The organism is Stenotrophomonas sp. YJH_SMC_94-11, assembly GCF_059370435.1.
In genome coordinates this window covers 661,261-675,030 of sequence record NZ_JCAFTR010000001.1, presented here as the reverse complement: position 1 = coordinate 675,030, position 13,770 = coordinate 661,261, and the positions used below count along the sequence as shown (strand labels likewise).

At 68.4% G+C, this 13,770-nt stretch carries 11 protein-coding genes; 6 read left to right on the top strand and 5 right to left on the bottom strand.

The window, feature by feature from the left end; all coding sequences use genetic code 11:
- Positions 1-117: 117 nt before the first annotated feature.
- Positions 118-1,227, bottom strand: coding sequence for a ribosome small subunit-dependent GTPase A (rsgA, locus tag AC5P74_RS03065; RefSeq protein ID WP_053501006.1), 1,110 nt, complete (start codon positions 1,225-1,227; stop codon positions 118-120).
- A 114-nt stretch (positions 1,228-1,341) separates the two neighbouring features.
- Here rsgA and AC5P74_RS03060 point away from each other — a divergent pair, with 114 nt between their 5' ends.
- Genes AC5P74_RS03060 through AC5P74_RS03050 form a run of 3 tightly spaced genes read left to right on the top strand, consistent with a single transcriptional unit; the run spans position 1,342 to position 3,961 of the window.
- Positions 1,342-2,616: a pyridoxal phosphate-dependent aminotransferase gene (locus AC5P74_RS03060; protein ID WP_053501004.1), complete on the top strand. Its 1,275-nt coding sequence runs from the start codon at positions 1,342-1,344 to the stop codon at positions 2,614-2,616.
- Positions 2,617-2,619: 3 nt separating this feature from the next.
- Positions 2,620-3,237 (top strand): SGNH/GDSL hydrolase family protein, encoded by a 618-nt coding sequence (locus AC5P74_RS03055; RefSeq protein ID WP_329843325.1) that lies wholly within the window; start codon positions 2,620-2,622, stop codon positions 3,235-3,237.
- Between the two features lie 4 nt (positions 3,238-3,241).
- Positions 3,242-3,961, top strand: a complete 720-nt coding sequence (locus tag AC5P74_RS03050) for a methyltransferase domain-containing protein (protein ID WP_171957441.1) — start codon at positions 3,242-3,244, stop codon at positions 3,959-3,961.
- Positions 3,962-4,085: 124 nt separating this feature from the next.
- On the opposite strand, the gene AC5P74_RS03045 is transcribed toward AC5P74_RS03050, so the two are convergent.
- On the bottom strand, positions 4,086-4,865 hold the full coding sequence (locus AC5P74_RS03045) for a polysaccharide deacetylase family protein (RefSeq protein WP_329843324.1): 780 nt from the start codon (positions 4,863-4,865) through the stop codon (positions 4,086-4,088).
- A gap of 59 nt (positions 4,866-4,924) precedes the next feature.
- On the opposite strand from AC5P74_RS03045, the gene grxD reads away from it, so the two are divergent.
- Entirely contained in the window at positions 4,925-5,851 is a 927-nt protein-coding gene (gene grxD / locus AC5P74_RS03040; protein WP_005419209.1) for a Grx4 family monothiol glutaredoxin, read from the top strand.
- 122 nt (positions 5,852-5,973) lie between these two features.
- Here grxD and AC5P74_RS03035 read toward each other — a convergent pair whose 3' ends face one another.
- The 3 genes from AC5P74_RS03035 to AC5P74_RS03025 form a co-directional block, all read right to left on the bottom strand.
- Positions 5,974-6,513, bottom strand: a complete 540-nt coding sequence (locus AC5P74_RS03035; RefSeq protein ID WP_005419210.1) for a DUF924 family protein — start codon at positions 6,511-6,513, stop codon at positions 5,974-5,976.
- 43 nt (positions 6,514-6,556) lie between these two features.
- Entirely contained in the window at positions 6,557-7,333 is a 777-nt protein-coding gene (locus tag AC5P74_RS03030) for an AMP nucleosidase (RefSeq protein WP_005419211.1), read from the bottom strand.
- Positions 7,334-7,450: 117 nt separating this feature from the next.
- Positions 7,451-10,837 carry an autotransporter domain-containing protein gene (locus AC5P74_RS03025; protein WP_495204793.1) on the bottom strand — a complete coding sequence of 1,129 codons (3,387 nt, stop codon included), beginning with the start codon at positions 10,835-10,837 and terminating at the stop codon, positions 7,451-7,453.
- Positions 10,838-11,092: 255 nt separating this feature from the next.
- Between AC5P74_RS03025 and AC5P74_RS03020 the strand changes: the two genes are divergently transcribed.
- Positions 11,093-12,502 carry an amidohydrolase gene (locus AC5P74_RS03020; RefSeq protein ID WP_053501125.1) on the top strand — a complete coding sequence of 470 codons (1,410 nt, stop codon included), beginning with the start codon at positions 11,093-11,095 and terminating at the stop codon, positions 12,500-12,502.
- Positions 12,502-13,764: an amidohydrolase family protein gene (locus AC5P74_RS03015; RefSeq protein WP_346608104.1), complete on the top strand. Its 1,263-nt coding sequence runs from the start codon at positions 12,502-12,504 to the stop codon at positions 13,762-13,764. The genes AC5P74_RS03020 and AC5P74_RS03015 overlap by 1 nt, the downstream gene beginning before the upstream one ends.
- Positions 13,765-13,770: the final 6 nt, after the last annotated feature.

Here is a 13,770-nt window from a genome sequence, read left to right as displayed (position 1 = left end):
ACTATAGCGCCCTGCCATGTCCGGCGCTGCGCGCCGCCGCCCGAGCGTTGGCTCGGGCGCTACAGGGTGTCCCGGGATGCATCTCTTGTAGAGCCGAGCCCACGCTCGGCCGCACTGTCAGCGCCTACGCGGCTTTCCGGCCGGGCGGAACTGCTGGCCCTTGCCCTTCCTGCCGCCACGTTCCTGCGCGGTCTCGGCCTGGCGCACCGCCAGCTTGGCGGCAGCGGCAGCCACTTCTTCCTTCAGCTTGAAGTAGTTCAGCAGCCGGCTCTCTTCGATCTCGCCAGCGTCGATCGCTGCGCGGACAGCACAGCCCGGTTCCTGCTGGTGCTTGCAGTCGTTGAAACGGCACTGCGTGGCCAGCGCTTCGATGTCGGCGAAGCCACCTTCGGACAGCGTTTCTTCGCCGGTCGGTTTCAGCTCGCGCATGCCGGGGGTGTCGATCAGGCAGGCGCCGGTCGGAAGCGGCATCAACGCGCGATGGGTGGTGGTGTGGCGACCGCGCGAATCGTTGGCACGCACCGCGTTGGTCTTCATCCGCTGCTCGCCGAGCAGGGTGTTGGTCAGCGTGGATTTGCCGGCACCGGAGGAGCCCACCAGCACCACCGTGCGGCCCGGGCCCAGCCACGGTTGCAGCACCGCCACACTGTCGGCATCCAGGCCGTTGATCGCATGCAACGCGATGCCCTGCATCTCCAGTTCTTCCAGCACCGCCAGCGCATCCTCGCTGTACTCGGTCTGGTCGGCCTTGGTCAGCACCACCACCGGTTCGGCGCCGCCACCGCCGACCAGCAGCAGGTAGCGCTCGATGCGGCGCGGATTGAAGTCGGCATCCAGGCCACAAACGATGAACACCGTATCGATGTTCGCTGCGATCACCTGCTGGTGGTAGTGCTCGCCCGCCGCGCCACGCTTGATCGCGGTGCGACGCGGCAGCAGCGCAACGATGCGGATGCCGTCCAGCAGCACCCAGTCGCCCACTGCAGGCCGCTCGTGGCTGGGGAAGCGCGGGCGCTGCCATTCCGGCAGTGACTCCGCTTTGATCGCCGCATCCGGGCCATCGGCCACCACGTAATGGGTCCGGTGCTGCTCGATCACCCGCGCCGGGCGGGCCTGCGGGTGCGCGGCCATCATGGCCTGCCAGTCGGCCTGCTGCGCCGGGCCCGGCCAGGGCCAGCCGATGGTCTGCAGGGCGATGAAATCGGGGGTCTGGGTCATCGCCGCCATTCTACCTGTGACGGCCCCCGGCCAGCCCAGCAATGGCAGGCGCGGAGCCGTTGCCATGCACTGCAGCAATTCCGGTAGGATGGAATCCCCATGCCTTTTGACGGCCCAGCCCCCATGTCCACCCTTTCGCCCAAGCCCCTGGCCATCCGCGAGCGCCTTTCCGAAGTGCGCTACGAGATCCGCGGAGAACTGGCCCGGCGAGCGCGGGAGCTGGAGGCGCAGGGCCGCAAGCTGATCAAGCTCAACATCGGCAACCCGGGCAACTTCGGTTTCCGCGCACCCGAGCACCTGCAGCGCGCGATCGCCGACGACATGGGCCGCACCGACCCGTACACCCACCAGCAGGGCCTGCCGGTGGCGCGTGAAGCCATCGCCGATTACTACGCCCGCCGCGGCGCACCGGATGCACACCCGGACCGCGTGTTCGTCGGCAACGGTGTCAGCGAGCTGATCGACCTGTCGCTGCGCGCACTGCTCAATCCGGGCGATGAGGTGCTGGTGCCGTCGCCGGACTACCCGCTGTGGTCGGCCTCCACCATCCTCAACGATGGCCGACCGGTGTACTACCGCTGCGCCGCCGAAAACGGCTTCCAGCCGGACCCGAGCGAGATCGAGACACTGGTGTCGTCACGCACCCGCGCCATCGTGCTGATCAACCCGAACAACCCCAGCGGCGCCAGCTACCCGCGTGAACTGCTGGAGCGCGTGGTCGAGATCGCACGACGCCACAACCTGCTGTTGCTGGTCGATGAGATCTACGACCAGATCCTGTACGACGATGCGGTGTTCCAGCCGGTCGCGCCGCTGGCCGGCGACCATCCGTGCCTGACCTTCAGCGGCCTGAGCAAGGTGCACCGTGCCTGCGGCTGGCGCGTGGGCTGGGCCCACCTCAGCGGCGACGACGCGCGCTTGGGCGACTTCCGCGCCGCGCTGGACCTGCTGGGCGCGCTGCGCCTGTGCGCCAATGTACCGGGCCAGTACGCCATCGAGGCCGCAGTGAACGGCCCGGACACCATCTCCGAACTGTGCACCCCGGGTGGCCGCCTGTATGAAACCCGCCGTGCGGTGATCGACGCCTGCGAAGCCAGCGAGCACCTGTCGCTGGTCGCGCCGGCCGGTGCGCTGTATGCGTTCCCGGCCGTGGTCGGTGCCGCTGCCAAGGGCTTTGACGACCACAACTTCGCGCTGGACCTGATGAACACCGAAGGCGTGCTGGTGGTACCGGGTTCCAGCTTCAACGTGCCCTACCGCCATCATTTCCGCGTGACCCTGTTGCCGGAAGCCTCGGTGATGCGCGATGTGTTCGCCCGCATCGACCGCGTGCTGGCCCGGCGTGCCGAGGACGCGACCAAGGTCGTGCCGCTGAAGCCGCGCCGTTCGGTGGCCTGAGCGGTGGTGCTTTCCTACCTGGCGCTGGGCGACTCGTACACCGTCGGAGAAGCCGTTGCCGTCGAAGGCCGCTGGCCGCACCAGCTGGCCGCCGCCCTGCGTGCGCAGGATGTGGCGCTGGCCGACCCTCAGACCATCGCCACCACCGGCTGGACCACCGACGAGCTGGACGCCGGCATCGATGCGGCCGCACCCCAGGGTCCGTTCGATTTCGTCAGCCTGCTGATCGGCGTCAACAACCAGTACCGCGGCCGTCCGCTGGACGAGTACCGCGTACAGTTCCAGGCCCTGCTTCAGCGGGCGATCGGCTTTGCCGGGGGCCGCCCCGGGCGTGTGCTGGTGCTGTCCTTCCCCGACTGGGGCGCGACGCCGTTCGGTGCCGGCAGCGGCCGCGACCTGGCCACCATCGAGATCGAGACCGACGAGTTCAACGCAGCGGCCGAGGTGATCAGCACCCAGCAGGACGTGGCCTTCGTCGACATCACCGACATCAGCCGTGACCAGGGTGACAACCCGGCAATGATCGCCGAAGACGGCCTGCACCCGTCGGCGCGGATGTACGCACTGTGGAGCGCGCGCGCGCTGCCGGTCGCCGCACACCTGCTCGGTGGCACGGACTGACACGATGGATGGTACGCCACGGAACGGCCCGCCCCTGCCCTGCACACCGCTGACCGCCCCGCAGGCCCGCGCGATCGCCGAAGCGTTCCGCCCGGCACGGGCCTGGGGCAGCCGCCGCGACTACTACTACACCCGCGGCAAGCTCGGCAGCGACCCGCTGTATGACGGCGTGCTGCAGCATCTGCCCGACGACGGGCAACCCCTGCTGGACCTGGGGTGCGGGCTGGGCCTGTTCGCCCACGTGCTGCGCCAGCGCAGCGGCACCCACCCCTACCTCGGCGTGGACGTGGATGCCGGCAAGATCATCCGTGCCCAGCGTGCCGCCGCCGGGCTGCACGCTGTGCGCTTCGACTGCCTGGACGTGCAGGCGCCACTGCCGGCGCAGCCTGGACACGTCCTGTTGCTGGATGTGCTGCAGTACCTGGACGCGGGCCCACAACTGGCATTGCTGCGTGCGGCCAGCGCGCGGGTGGCCGCCGGCGGCCGTCTGCTGCTGCGCACGCCGCTGGCCACCGGCGATGGTCGCGACCGCACCACGCGGGTGGCGGACCGGTTGGCCTGGCTGGTCGGCTGGATGGGCACGCGGCCGCGCCACTACCCCGACCCGCAGGTGCTGCAAGCGACACTGGCCGAGGCCGGATTGCAGGTGACGGCGCCGCGTCCCCTGCATGGGCGCACGCCATTCAACAGCTGGTTGCTGGTGGCCGAACGCCCCGCGCTGTAGAGCTGCGCTGCGACGTTTTTCCGGTGCTTCACACCGCCGCCCGAGCATCGGCTCGGGCGCTACAGCAGCGCCCCCTTGTAGAGCCGAGCCCATGCCTGGCTGCTCTACATCACCAGGGCCGGCGTTACGGGACGGGCAGCCGCGCTTTCAGCCCGCGCTCGTCCAGTGCCTGCAGCACGCCCTCGATGATCGCCAGGTTGTGGCCGTGGGCGGCCCCCTCATGCAGCAGCACGATGGCCCCCGGGCGCAGATCCGGCAGCAGGCGGTCGAGCACCCCCTGCGTCGTGCAACCGATGCCGTCGAAGCCGCGCGCGCTCCAGCCGACCCGGACCAGGCCCAGCCGCTGCAGTACCGGCGCCACGAACGGATTGGTCATGCCCACCACCGAGCGGTACCAGCGCACCGGGCGACCGCTTACCGCCTGCAGCGCGTGCTGGCAACCCTCGATCTCGGCGCGCATCGCCGCCGGGCCCAGCCGCCAGAAGCGCGCCTGCGGGTGGCTGTGGCTGTGGTTGCCCAGGTCGTGGCCGCGGTGCAGGATCTCCTGCACCAGCTCCGGCTGCGCCAGCGCGCGCTCGCCCACCAGGAAAAAGGTGGCATGGGCCTGGTGGCGGTCCAGCAGGTCGAGCACGGCACGGGTTTCCGGGCCAGGACCGTCATCAATGGTCAACCAGACGCTGTTGCCGGCATCCGGCAACCGGCTCAGCACCGGCGCATAGAAGCGACTGTTGGGCAGGAACACCGGCACCATGAACAGTGCGTGGCTGGCCACCATCAGCGGCAGCCCCCAGTGCCAGCCCGCCAGGGCCCAGACCAGGATCACCAGCAGCTGCGACGCCACCAGCCAGGGCAGCCAGCGCCAGGGCCGGGTCGGGATGCGATGCAATGTTCCTGCGTTGCTCATCCCCCATGATGCCATGAGGGGTAGAATTGATGGTTCGAATTCCCGGAACCCCGACGTCCATGTCCCTCGATCCTGCCCTGCGTTCGCGCATCGAATCCATCCTCAACGCCAACCGCGTCGTGCTGTTCATGAAGGGCCAGCCGTCGATGCCGCAGTGCGGTTTCTCGGCCAAGGCCGTGGGCGCCCTGCAGGACCTGGGCGTCGAGTTCGCCCACGTCAACGTGCTGGCCGACCAGGAAATCCGTGAAGGCATCAAGGCCTATGGCGACTGGCCGACCATCCCGCAGCTGTACATCGACGGCGAACTGGTCGGCGGCAGCGACATCGTGCTGCAGATGGCCGCCAGCGGCGAGCTGAGCAGCGTGCTGGGGCTGCCGGCACCGGACCGTACCCCGCCGAGCATCACCGTCACCCCGGCGGCCGTGGAAATGCTCAAGGGCGCGCTGGCCGATGCCCCGGGCGCCGCCCTGCAGCTGTCCATCGACGCCGGCTTCCAGCCGAACTTCCAGCTGGCCCCGCACGACGAAGGCGCCATCGCTGCCGAGTCCAATGGCCTGCGCGTGCAGTTCGACCTGGCCAGCGCCCGTCGCGCCAACGGCATCACCATCGACTGGGTGGACGACATCCGCGGCAAGGGCCTGGCCATCGACAATCCGAATGCGCCCAAGCCGGTGCAGGAAATCAGCGTGCGCGATGCCGACGACCTGGTGCGTGCCGGCAACATCACCCTGGTGGACGTGCGCCCGGCCGACGAACGTGAAATCGCCGCTGTGGGCGTACCGTTCAAGACCTTCGACGGCAACGGCCGCGCCGCGCTGGAAGCTCTGCCGAAGGACACCGCACTGGCCTTCATGTGCCACCACGGTGGCCGCAGCGCGCAGGCTGCCGAGCAGTTCCGCGCCCTGGGCTTCACCAAGGTGTTCAACGTGACCGGCGGCATCAACGCCTGGTCGGAAGACGTCGACAACGGCGTGCCGAAGTACTGATTGACGGCGCGGGGGCAGCGCCCTTTCCTGCGGGGAAGCGGATCTGGCCCCCGAAAAAAAGGGGACGGAGGGGATTAAGTCGTTTATGCCACAAACGACTTAATCCCCTCCGCCCCCTTTTTTCAGCCGGCGAATCCGCCTTCGGCCAGGTAGTCCAGTTCCTCCGGCGAGGGAATGCGCCCCAGCACGGCGTTGCGGTGCGGGAAACGGCCGAAGCGGCGGATGATGTCGCGGTGCAGCTCGGCGTACTGCAGGTATTCCTTGTCGCCCAGCACATCGAACATCGCCACCGAACGGTCCTGGTCCAACGGGTCCTCGGAGTGCTCGAACGGCAGGTAGATGAAGGCGCGCAGCTTCGGCACCAGCTGCAGGTCCAGGCCTTCCTCGATGGCGCGCATGGCGTAGTGCCGGGCCAGGCCATCGGTAGCATAGGAATGGGCAGTACCGCGGAAGCAGTTGCGCGGGAACTGGTCCAGCAGCAGCATCAGCGCCAGTGCGCCCTCGGCACTGCCCAGCCAGTGTTCACGCCCACGCGAAGCGGCGGCGAAATGCTCATCCAGGAACAACTGGCGGAACTGCGCGTCGAACGCATCGTCGCGGGCGAACCACTTCGCAGGGCCCGCTTCTTTCCAGAAATCCACCACTTGCGCGGCAACGTCCATCACCTACTCCCCAGGGCCGGCGCGCCGCGCCAGGCCATCATCATCATTCGTCGAAGCGCAGGTGGCGGACCGACTTGCCGTTGCGCCGGATAAGCTTAAGCGCCTCGATACCGATCTGGATATGGTTTTCCACGAACTGGGAGCTGACCTTGGCATCGGAGGCCTCGGTCTTGACCCCGTCGGGGATCATCGGCTGGTCCGAGACCAGCAGCAGCGCGCCACTGGGAATGTGGTTTGCGAAACCGGCGGCGAACACGGTGGCGGTTTCCATGTCGATGGCCATGCAGCGCATCGCCCGCAGCCGCTCCTTGAAGGCCTCGTCGTGCTCCCAGACCCGGCGGTTGGTGGTGTAGACGGTGCCGGTCCAGTAGTCGTGGCCGAGATCACGGATCATGGTCGAGACCGCACGCTGCAGCGCGAACGCCGGCAAGGCCGGCACTTCCGGCGGCAGGTAGTCGCCCGAAGTGCCCTCACCGCGGATCGCTGCGATCGGCAGCACCAGGTCACCCAGCTGGTTCTTGCGCTTCAGGCCACCGCACTTGCCCAGGAACAGCACCGCCTTGGGCATCACCGCCGACAGCAGGTCCATGATGATCGCGGCATTGGGGCTGCCCATGCCGAAGTTGATCATGGTGATGCCATCGATGGTGGCGCTGGCCATCGGCCGGTCCAGGCCGATGACCGGGGCGCCGGTCAGCGCGGAGAAGGTGTGCAGGTAGCCGCCGAAATTGGTCAGCAGGATATGCTGGCCGAACTGGTCCAGCGGAACGCCGGTATAACGCGGCAGCCAGTTGTCGACGATTTCCTGTTTGCTCTTCATGCCCGGTCCGGTTCTGCAGGGGCGCCATTGTAGGCAACGCTGCGCCTGCCCTGCCACACAAAGAGAAGGGGCGGCCCAACGGCCGCCCCTCCTGGTTTCCCTGCGGGAGCCCGTGGCTTAGAAACGCACCGACCAGCGCAGGTTGGCACCGTGGTCGCGGCTTTCGTCGCCGAACTGGCCGCTGTAGCCCAGTTCCAGCTGCTGCTTGGCGGTCAGCCAGGCCGAGAGGCCCAGTTCGGCCACCACCGCGCTGTCGGCGATGGGTGCACCGTTGACCACGAAGCTGTCACCGCCGGTGGCAAAGCCCAGGCGGGCCGACGGGTTGCGGTCGCCGCTGGCGTGGCGGTACGCCACCGCGCCGCGCACGTGCAACCAGCTGTCCTGCTGGAACGAGGCCTTCAGGCCCTTGTCGAAGCGCACGCCGGCCGTGGCCAGGGTGGTGCGCACGTCGTCCACCGAACCCTGCAGGGCCGCAGCACCGCCACGCTCGTTCACGTGCTTGGTGTCCACTTCCACGCGGGCCACCTGCACGTACGGCTCCAGGCCAGCCTCGCGGCCACCGAAGCGGTAGGCCGCTTCGATGAAGGCCTGGCGGGTACGCGCGTCGTAGCGGGCGCTCAGGGTGTCGCTGTAACCGGCGAACGCCAGCTCACGGGTACTGTCCACATCGTGTTCGCTCCATGCCAGGCCGCCACGCAGGCCGAAACCGCCCCAGTTGTGGCTGGCGTAGGCGCCGAAGTGGGTGTTGTCCACCTTCGACCTCGCACGGCGGCCTTCGCCCTGCTTCACGTCGGTGCGGCCGGTACCGGCCAGCACGCCCACCTGCCAGCCGCCGAACTCGCGGTCGGCACCGACCAGCAGGCCGTTGCTGTTGGCTTCGGTGCGGGCGGTGTTGGTGTTGCCATCCAGCGTGGTGCCGCCGGCCAGGGCCTGCACCCACACACCGGTGGCGTCGCCGCCTTCGGCACCCGGTGCAGCGGCACCGGCACGGCGGGCCAGCGCGGCATCACGCACGTAGCGGCTGCCTTCCAGCAGGGCCGCGCTGGTGGCGGCATGCAGTTCGCCGCTGAGGCTGTCCAGTGCGCTGCCCACCTGTTCCGGGAACAGCATGGTCAGCGGACGCGGCAGGCCCTGGTTGACCGCCAGACCGTCGACCACGGTGGCCACGGCCAACTGGTTGGCGGTGGTGGCCGCGGTAGCCAGCGCGTTGCCGCGGGTCACTTCAATGCGCGCGCCGGCGGCGGAGTAGGCCAGGCCGAACTGCAGGAAGGGCGAGAAGGCGCTGAAATCGGTGCTGGCGAACCGACCGTTCACGCCGCCGTCGGCCTGGATGAAGTTGAACTGCTCGCCCAGGTAGTAGGTGCCCGGTTCCGGCAGCGCCACCAGGGTGCCGCCCAGGGTGGCGGTGCCGGTCACGTGCAGCTGGTCGCTGCGGCTGCCCGGGGCCACCTCGGCCTGGTACACGCCAGTGGCGGTCTGCACATAGTCACCGTTGATGGTGAGCGTGCCGATGGAGTTGCCCGGAGCGATGATGCCGGCCACGGTGGTGTTTCCCAGCTGGCCCACGCCCTTCAGCGTGCCCTTTTCACCCACGAAGGTGCTGCCGCCGGTCTGCACGCCGTTGAAGGACACCACGCCACCGGTGACGGTCAGGTCCGAGCCGTCCAGCACACCGGTGGCGGTGATGCGGCTGCTGCCGCCCAGGCTGTTCAGCGCTGTGTTCTGCAGGGTGCCGTTCAGCAGGAAGATTCCGCCGGTCACGTCCACGGCGCTGGTCAGCGTGTTCACGCCGTCCAGTTCCAGCACGCCTTCGCGCACCACCGCGCCGTTGAAGCTGTTGTCGCCGCTCAGGCGCAGCCAGCCGATGCCGCTCTTGGTCAGTTTGCCCGGGCCGCCGATGTCATTGGTCCAGTCGTCCCATGCATCACCTTCCCACACCTTCAGGCCGCCGGCCTTCTGGTTCATCACCACATCGGTGTCCACGCGCAGCGAGCCGTAGCCTTCGACGGCCGCAGCCAGGTTCATCAGGCCCCAGCCGTAGACATCGTCCACGCCTGCAGCACCCAGGTCGGTGGCGGTGGTCAGCAGCACGTCGCGCACCTGCGCGCTGTCCAGGTACGGGAAGCGCTCGAACAGCAGGCCCAGCGCGCCGGTGACGTGCGGGGCGGCCATGGACGTGCCGCTCAGTTCCTCGTAATCGGACGACGGGGTCTGGCTGATGATGTCCACCACCAGGTTGCCATTGTCATCGTAGAAATCACCTTCGATCACCGAATCGGGACCGTACACGGTCGAGTTGATGTTCGAGCCGGGCGCGGCGAGGCACCAGTTCGCCGCCAGGCCACAGCGCATCGAGCGGTTGCTCAGCTCCAGGTCCTGATTGACGTTGACCACGGCCAGCCAGTACGGCTCGACGTCGGCGACGGCGCGCGGCAGCGAGGCATACATGCCGGCAATCGGCGCTTCTTCCGGCGAAGTGTTGGGCGAATCGGTGTTGCCAGCGGCCCATACCTGGATCAGTCCGCTGCTGCGCGAACCTTCGGCCATCGCAGCCAGACTGGCGGCGAACACCGGGTGCGACTGGTACATGTCCAGGTCTTCCGCTGTGGTCGGCTCGTTGGCCAGGCCCCAGCTGTGGTTGATGGCGCGCACACCCTGCTCGTTCATCTGCGCATACAGCTGCGGGTAGATCGAATCGTCGGCCTGGATGGCGGCGATGGTCTGTTCGTCCAGATACAGGGAACCGCCGATATTCACCACCGACAGGTAGGTGGCGCTGTTGGAGAACAGGCGGGCCACGCTCAGGTCGGCGCCGAAGGCAACACCGTGGGTGCCGTTGCCATCACGGTTGGCGGCGATGGTGCCCGACACGTGGGTACCGTGCACGTTGTAGCTCAGGCCTTCGTAGAAGCCATTGCGCTCCAGCAGATCGGCATAGTCCGGGTCGAGCAGCTGGTAGGACACGGCCACCTGGTCACCGTCGCTGGCGAAGCAGGCGTCCGGGCCACTCAGCACTTCGCGCGCGCACAGGCTGCCATCGGCCAGCACGTCGGCCAGATGGATGCTGCGGTGGTCCTTGCCGGCGAACTCGTCGTGGTCCAGGCCGGTGCCGCTGTCGAACACGCCCAGGCGGATGCCGGTGCCGGTCAGGCCGCGTGCGTAGGCCACATCGGCGTTGATCGCCTGCAGGCCCCAGTCGCTGTTGAATTCGGTGGTGCGCCAGCTGGCGGCATCACCCGGCTTGCCCATGATGGGTTCCGGATCGACTTCCACATCGGCGGCGGCGACGGCCAGCGACGGCGAAGCGGTGAGGACCGGTGCGGCAAACGCGGCCTGCAGGCTGCGCTGGAACTGGTAACGCGACAAGGCGTCTGCGTTGCTGTCCTGGGCCAGCGCCGGCAGAGCGGCGGCCATCAGCAGCGAGCCAACAATGGCCGAGGCCAGGGGTGAGGGGAGGATCGAGCGGCGGGAAGCGGTGGAGCGATACGACGGGAAGACAATCATCTGCAGTTACGTCCTTGATTCCTTGAAATATTTCAGGTGCAGCTCCGTCATGGAGCAATGGAAAGCACACCTCACGGCGGGTCAGCGCTCGCTGTCCCACCGGTTGGTAGCGGCAGGTGTCACAAAAAATTAATGCTTCGTTCAGAATTTTTGTATAGGAAAATCCCCACCCCTGCCCCTGCCCAAGGTCACTTGGCAAGTGGTATCGACGACGGATAGCGTCGGCGGATTCACGCGTGGGTTGGGGATCTCTGCATGGCATCGATGGTGTTGCGCGCCGCTCTTGGGATGGCGCTGGTTTCGTTGAGCACGGCACCGGCGGTGGGCGCCTCGCGCTTCGTCGCCGATCCCTACCCCAGCACCTACCAGGCACACCCCGATGCACCGGTGCTGATCCAGAACGCGACCGTGCTGACCGGCACCGGCCAGCGCCTGGACAACGCCGACGTGCTGCTGCGCGAGGGCCGCATCGTTGCCGTCGGCCGCCAGTTGCAGGCCGATGCTGGTGTTACCCGCATCGATGCGCAGGGCAAGTGGGTCACACCGGGCCTGATCGACGTGCACTCGCACCTGGGCGTGTACCCCAGCCCGGGCGTCGGCGCGCACAGCGACGGCAACGAGATGACCGCGCCGGTCACCGCCAACGTCTGGGCCGAGCACTCGGTGTGGCCGCAGGACCCGGGTTTCGCCACCGCACTGGCCGGCGGCGTGACCAGCATGCAGGTGCTGCCGGGCTCGGCCAACCTGGTCGGTGGTCGTGGTGTGACCCTGAAGAACGTCCCCGCCATCACCTACCAGGCGATGAAGTTCCCCGGCGCGCCGTGGGGGCTGAAAATGGCCTGCGGCGAGAACCCGAAGCGGGTCTACGGCGGAGGCAAGGGCGTCGCTCCGGCCACGCGGATGGGCAACGTTGCCGGTTACCGCGCCGCCTTCATCGATGCCGCCGACTACATCGCCAAGAACAAACCGAAGCCGGCCAAGCGCAAGGGCTGGTTCGGCAGCGACAAGGGCGACAGCGCCGGTGATGCCGGCGGCAAGCGCGATCTCAAGCTGGACACGCTGGCCGGTGCGATCGAGGGCGACATCCGCGTGCATATCCATTGCTACCGCGCCGACGAGATGGCCACCATGCTCGACCTGGCCAAGGAATTCGGCTTCAAGGTGGCCGCCTTCCACCACGGCGTGGAGGCCTACAAGCTGGCCGACCGGCTGGCCGCCGACGGCGTCTGCGGCGCGCTGTGGGCCGACTGGTGGGGCTTCAAGATGGAAGCCTTCGACGGCATTCCGGAGAACATCGCACTGGTCGATCGGCCGAAGAACAGCTGCGCCATCGTCCATTCCGACTCCCCCGAAGGCATCCAGCGCCTGAACCAGGAAGCGGCCAAGGTGATCGCCGCCGCGCGCCGCGCACGCATGCCGGAGATCCCCCCCGAACACGCCATCACCTGGATGACCGCCAACGCCGCCAGGGCGCTGGGGATTGAAGGCCAGACCGGCACCCTGGAGGCCGGCAAGATGGCCGACGTGGTGGTGTGGAACGGCAACCCCTTCAGCTCGTACGCGCTGGCCGAGCAGGTCTTCATCGACGGCCGCCGCCTGTACGACCGCAGCGCACCTGCAGCCACGCCACGTTCCGACTTCCAGCTTGGCCAGGAGGTGCACTGATGGGCGCGTTGAACAAGCGTCGCCGGGCATGGCTCGGCGCTACGGTCATGGTGCTGGCCTGCCTCTCCGCAGCTGCGCAGGCGCAGGACCTGCTGGTGCGCAACGCCACCGTGCATACCGCCAGCGCGCGCGGCAGCCTGCAGCACGCCGATGTGCTGGTGCAGGGCGGCATCATCCGCGCAGTCGGCAGCGGGCTGTCCGCTCCGGCCGGGGCCCGCGTGGTCGAGGCCGATGGTCGCCCGCTGACACCGGCGCTGTTCGGGGGCATCACCGAGATCGGCATCGAAGAAGTCTCCGGTGAAGCGAGCACGGTCGACAGTACGTTGAAGATCGGCGAACAACCGCTGCGCCCAGAGTTCGATGTCACCCTGGCGTACAACCCGGCCTCGGTGCTGATCCCGGTGGCGCGCCTGGACGGCATCGGCTTCACCGTGCTGGGGGCGGCCACTGGTGGCGGCTTCGTTGCAGGCCAGGGTGGCGTGATGCGGCTGGACGGCAGCGCCGATCCCCTCGGGCCGCGCGCGCTGTTCCTGCGCCTGGGGTCGGCGGCAGTGGAGCTGACCGGCCATTCACGCGCGGCGCAATGGATGCTGCTGCAGCAGATGGTGGACGAGGCGCGCGGCCAGGTCGCCGCGGACTCACCGCATGCGCTGCTGACCCCGGCCGGGCGCCGCACGCTGGGCCGCTACCTGACCGGCCAGGGCCGCATCGTGGTGGAGGTGGACCGCGCGGCGGACATGCGCCAGCTGCTGCGCTGGGCCGCCCGCGAGAAAGTGAAGATCGCCATCGCCGGTGGCAGCGAAGCCTGGCAGCTGGCGCCGGAGCTGGCCGCCGCACAGGTACCGGTGTTCGTCGATGTGTTGTCCAACCTGCCGGCCAGCTTCGACCAGATCGGTGCCACGCTGGAAAATGCGGCACGCCTGCAGCGTTCCGGCGTGGCGGTCTCGTTCGTGCAGCGAGGCGACGCCTCGCACAACGCCCGCAAGATGCGCCAGCTGGCCGGCAATGCCGTGGCCAATGGCCTGCCCTGGGCCGACGGCCTGGCCGGCCTGACCCGGGTGCCGGCGCAGGCGTTCGGCGTGGCCGACCAGATCGGCAGCATCGAGCCGGGCAAGCGTGCCGACCTGGTGCTGTGGGAGGGCGACCCGCTGGACGTGGCGCACTATGCCGAACAGGTCTGGCTGGGCGGCCGGGCGATGCCGATGCGCTCGCGCCAGACCGAACTGCGCGACCGCTACCTGCAGCGCAACGCGCAGCCCTGACCTCCA

Excerpts from the sequence above, each read along its gene's own strand:
- AC5P74_RS03020 (WP_053501125.1), top strand. The coding sequence starts at position 11,093 with ATGGCATCGATGGTGTTGCGCGCCGCTCTTGGGATGGCGCTGGTTTCG.
- rsgA (WP_053501006.1), bottom strand. The coding sequence starts at position 1,227 with ATGGCGGCGATGACCCAGACCCCCGATTTCATCGCCCTGCAGACCATC.
- AC5P74_RS03060 (WP_053501004.1), top strand. The coding sequence starts at position 1,342 with ATGTCCACCCTTTCGCCCAAGCCCCTGGCCATCCGCGAGCGCCTTTCC.
- AC5P74_RS03035 (WP_005419210.1), bottom strand. The coding sequence starts at position 6,513 with ATGGACGTTGCCGCGCAAGTGGTGGATTTCTGGAAAGAAGCGGGCCCT.
- AC5P74_RS03025 (WP_495204793.1), bottom strand. The coding sequence starts at position 10,837 with ATGATTGTCTTCCCGTCGTATCGCTCCACCGCTTCCCGCCGCTCGATC.
- AC5P74_RS03045 (WP_329843324.1), bottom strand. The coding sequence starts at position 4,865 with ATGAGCAACGCAGGAACATTGCATCGCATCCCGACCCGGCCCTGGCGC.
- grxD (WP_005419209.1), top strand. The coding sequence starts at position 4,925 with ATGTCCCTCGATCCTGCCCTGCGTTCGCGCATCGAATCCATCCTCAAC.
- AC5P74_RS03030 (WP_005419211.1), bottom strand. The coding sequence starts at position 7,333 with ATGAAGAGCAAACAGGAAATCGTCGACAACTGGCTGCCGCGTTATACC.
- AC5P74_RS03050 (WP_171957441.1), top strand. The coding sequence starts at position 3,242 with ATGGATGGTACGCCACGGAACGGCCCGCCCCTGCCCTGCACACCGCTG.
- AC5P74_RS03015 (WP_346608104.1), top strand. The coding sequence starts at position 12,502 with ATGGGCGCGTTGAACAAGCGTCGCCGGGCATGGCTCGGCGCTACGGTC.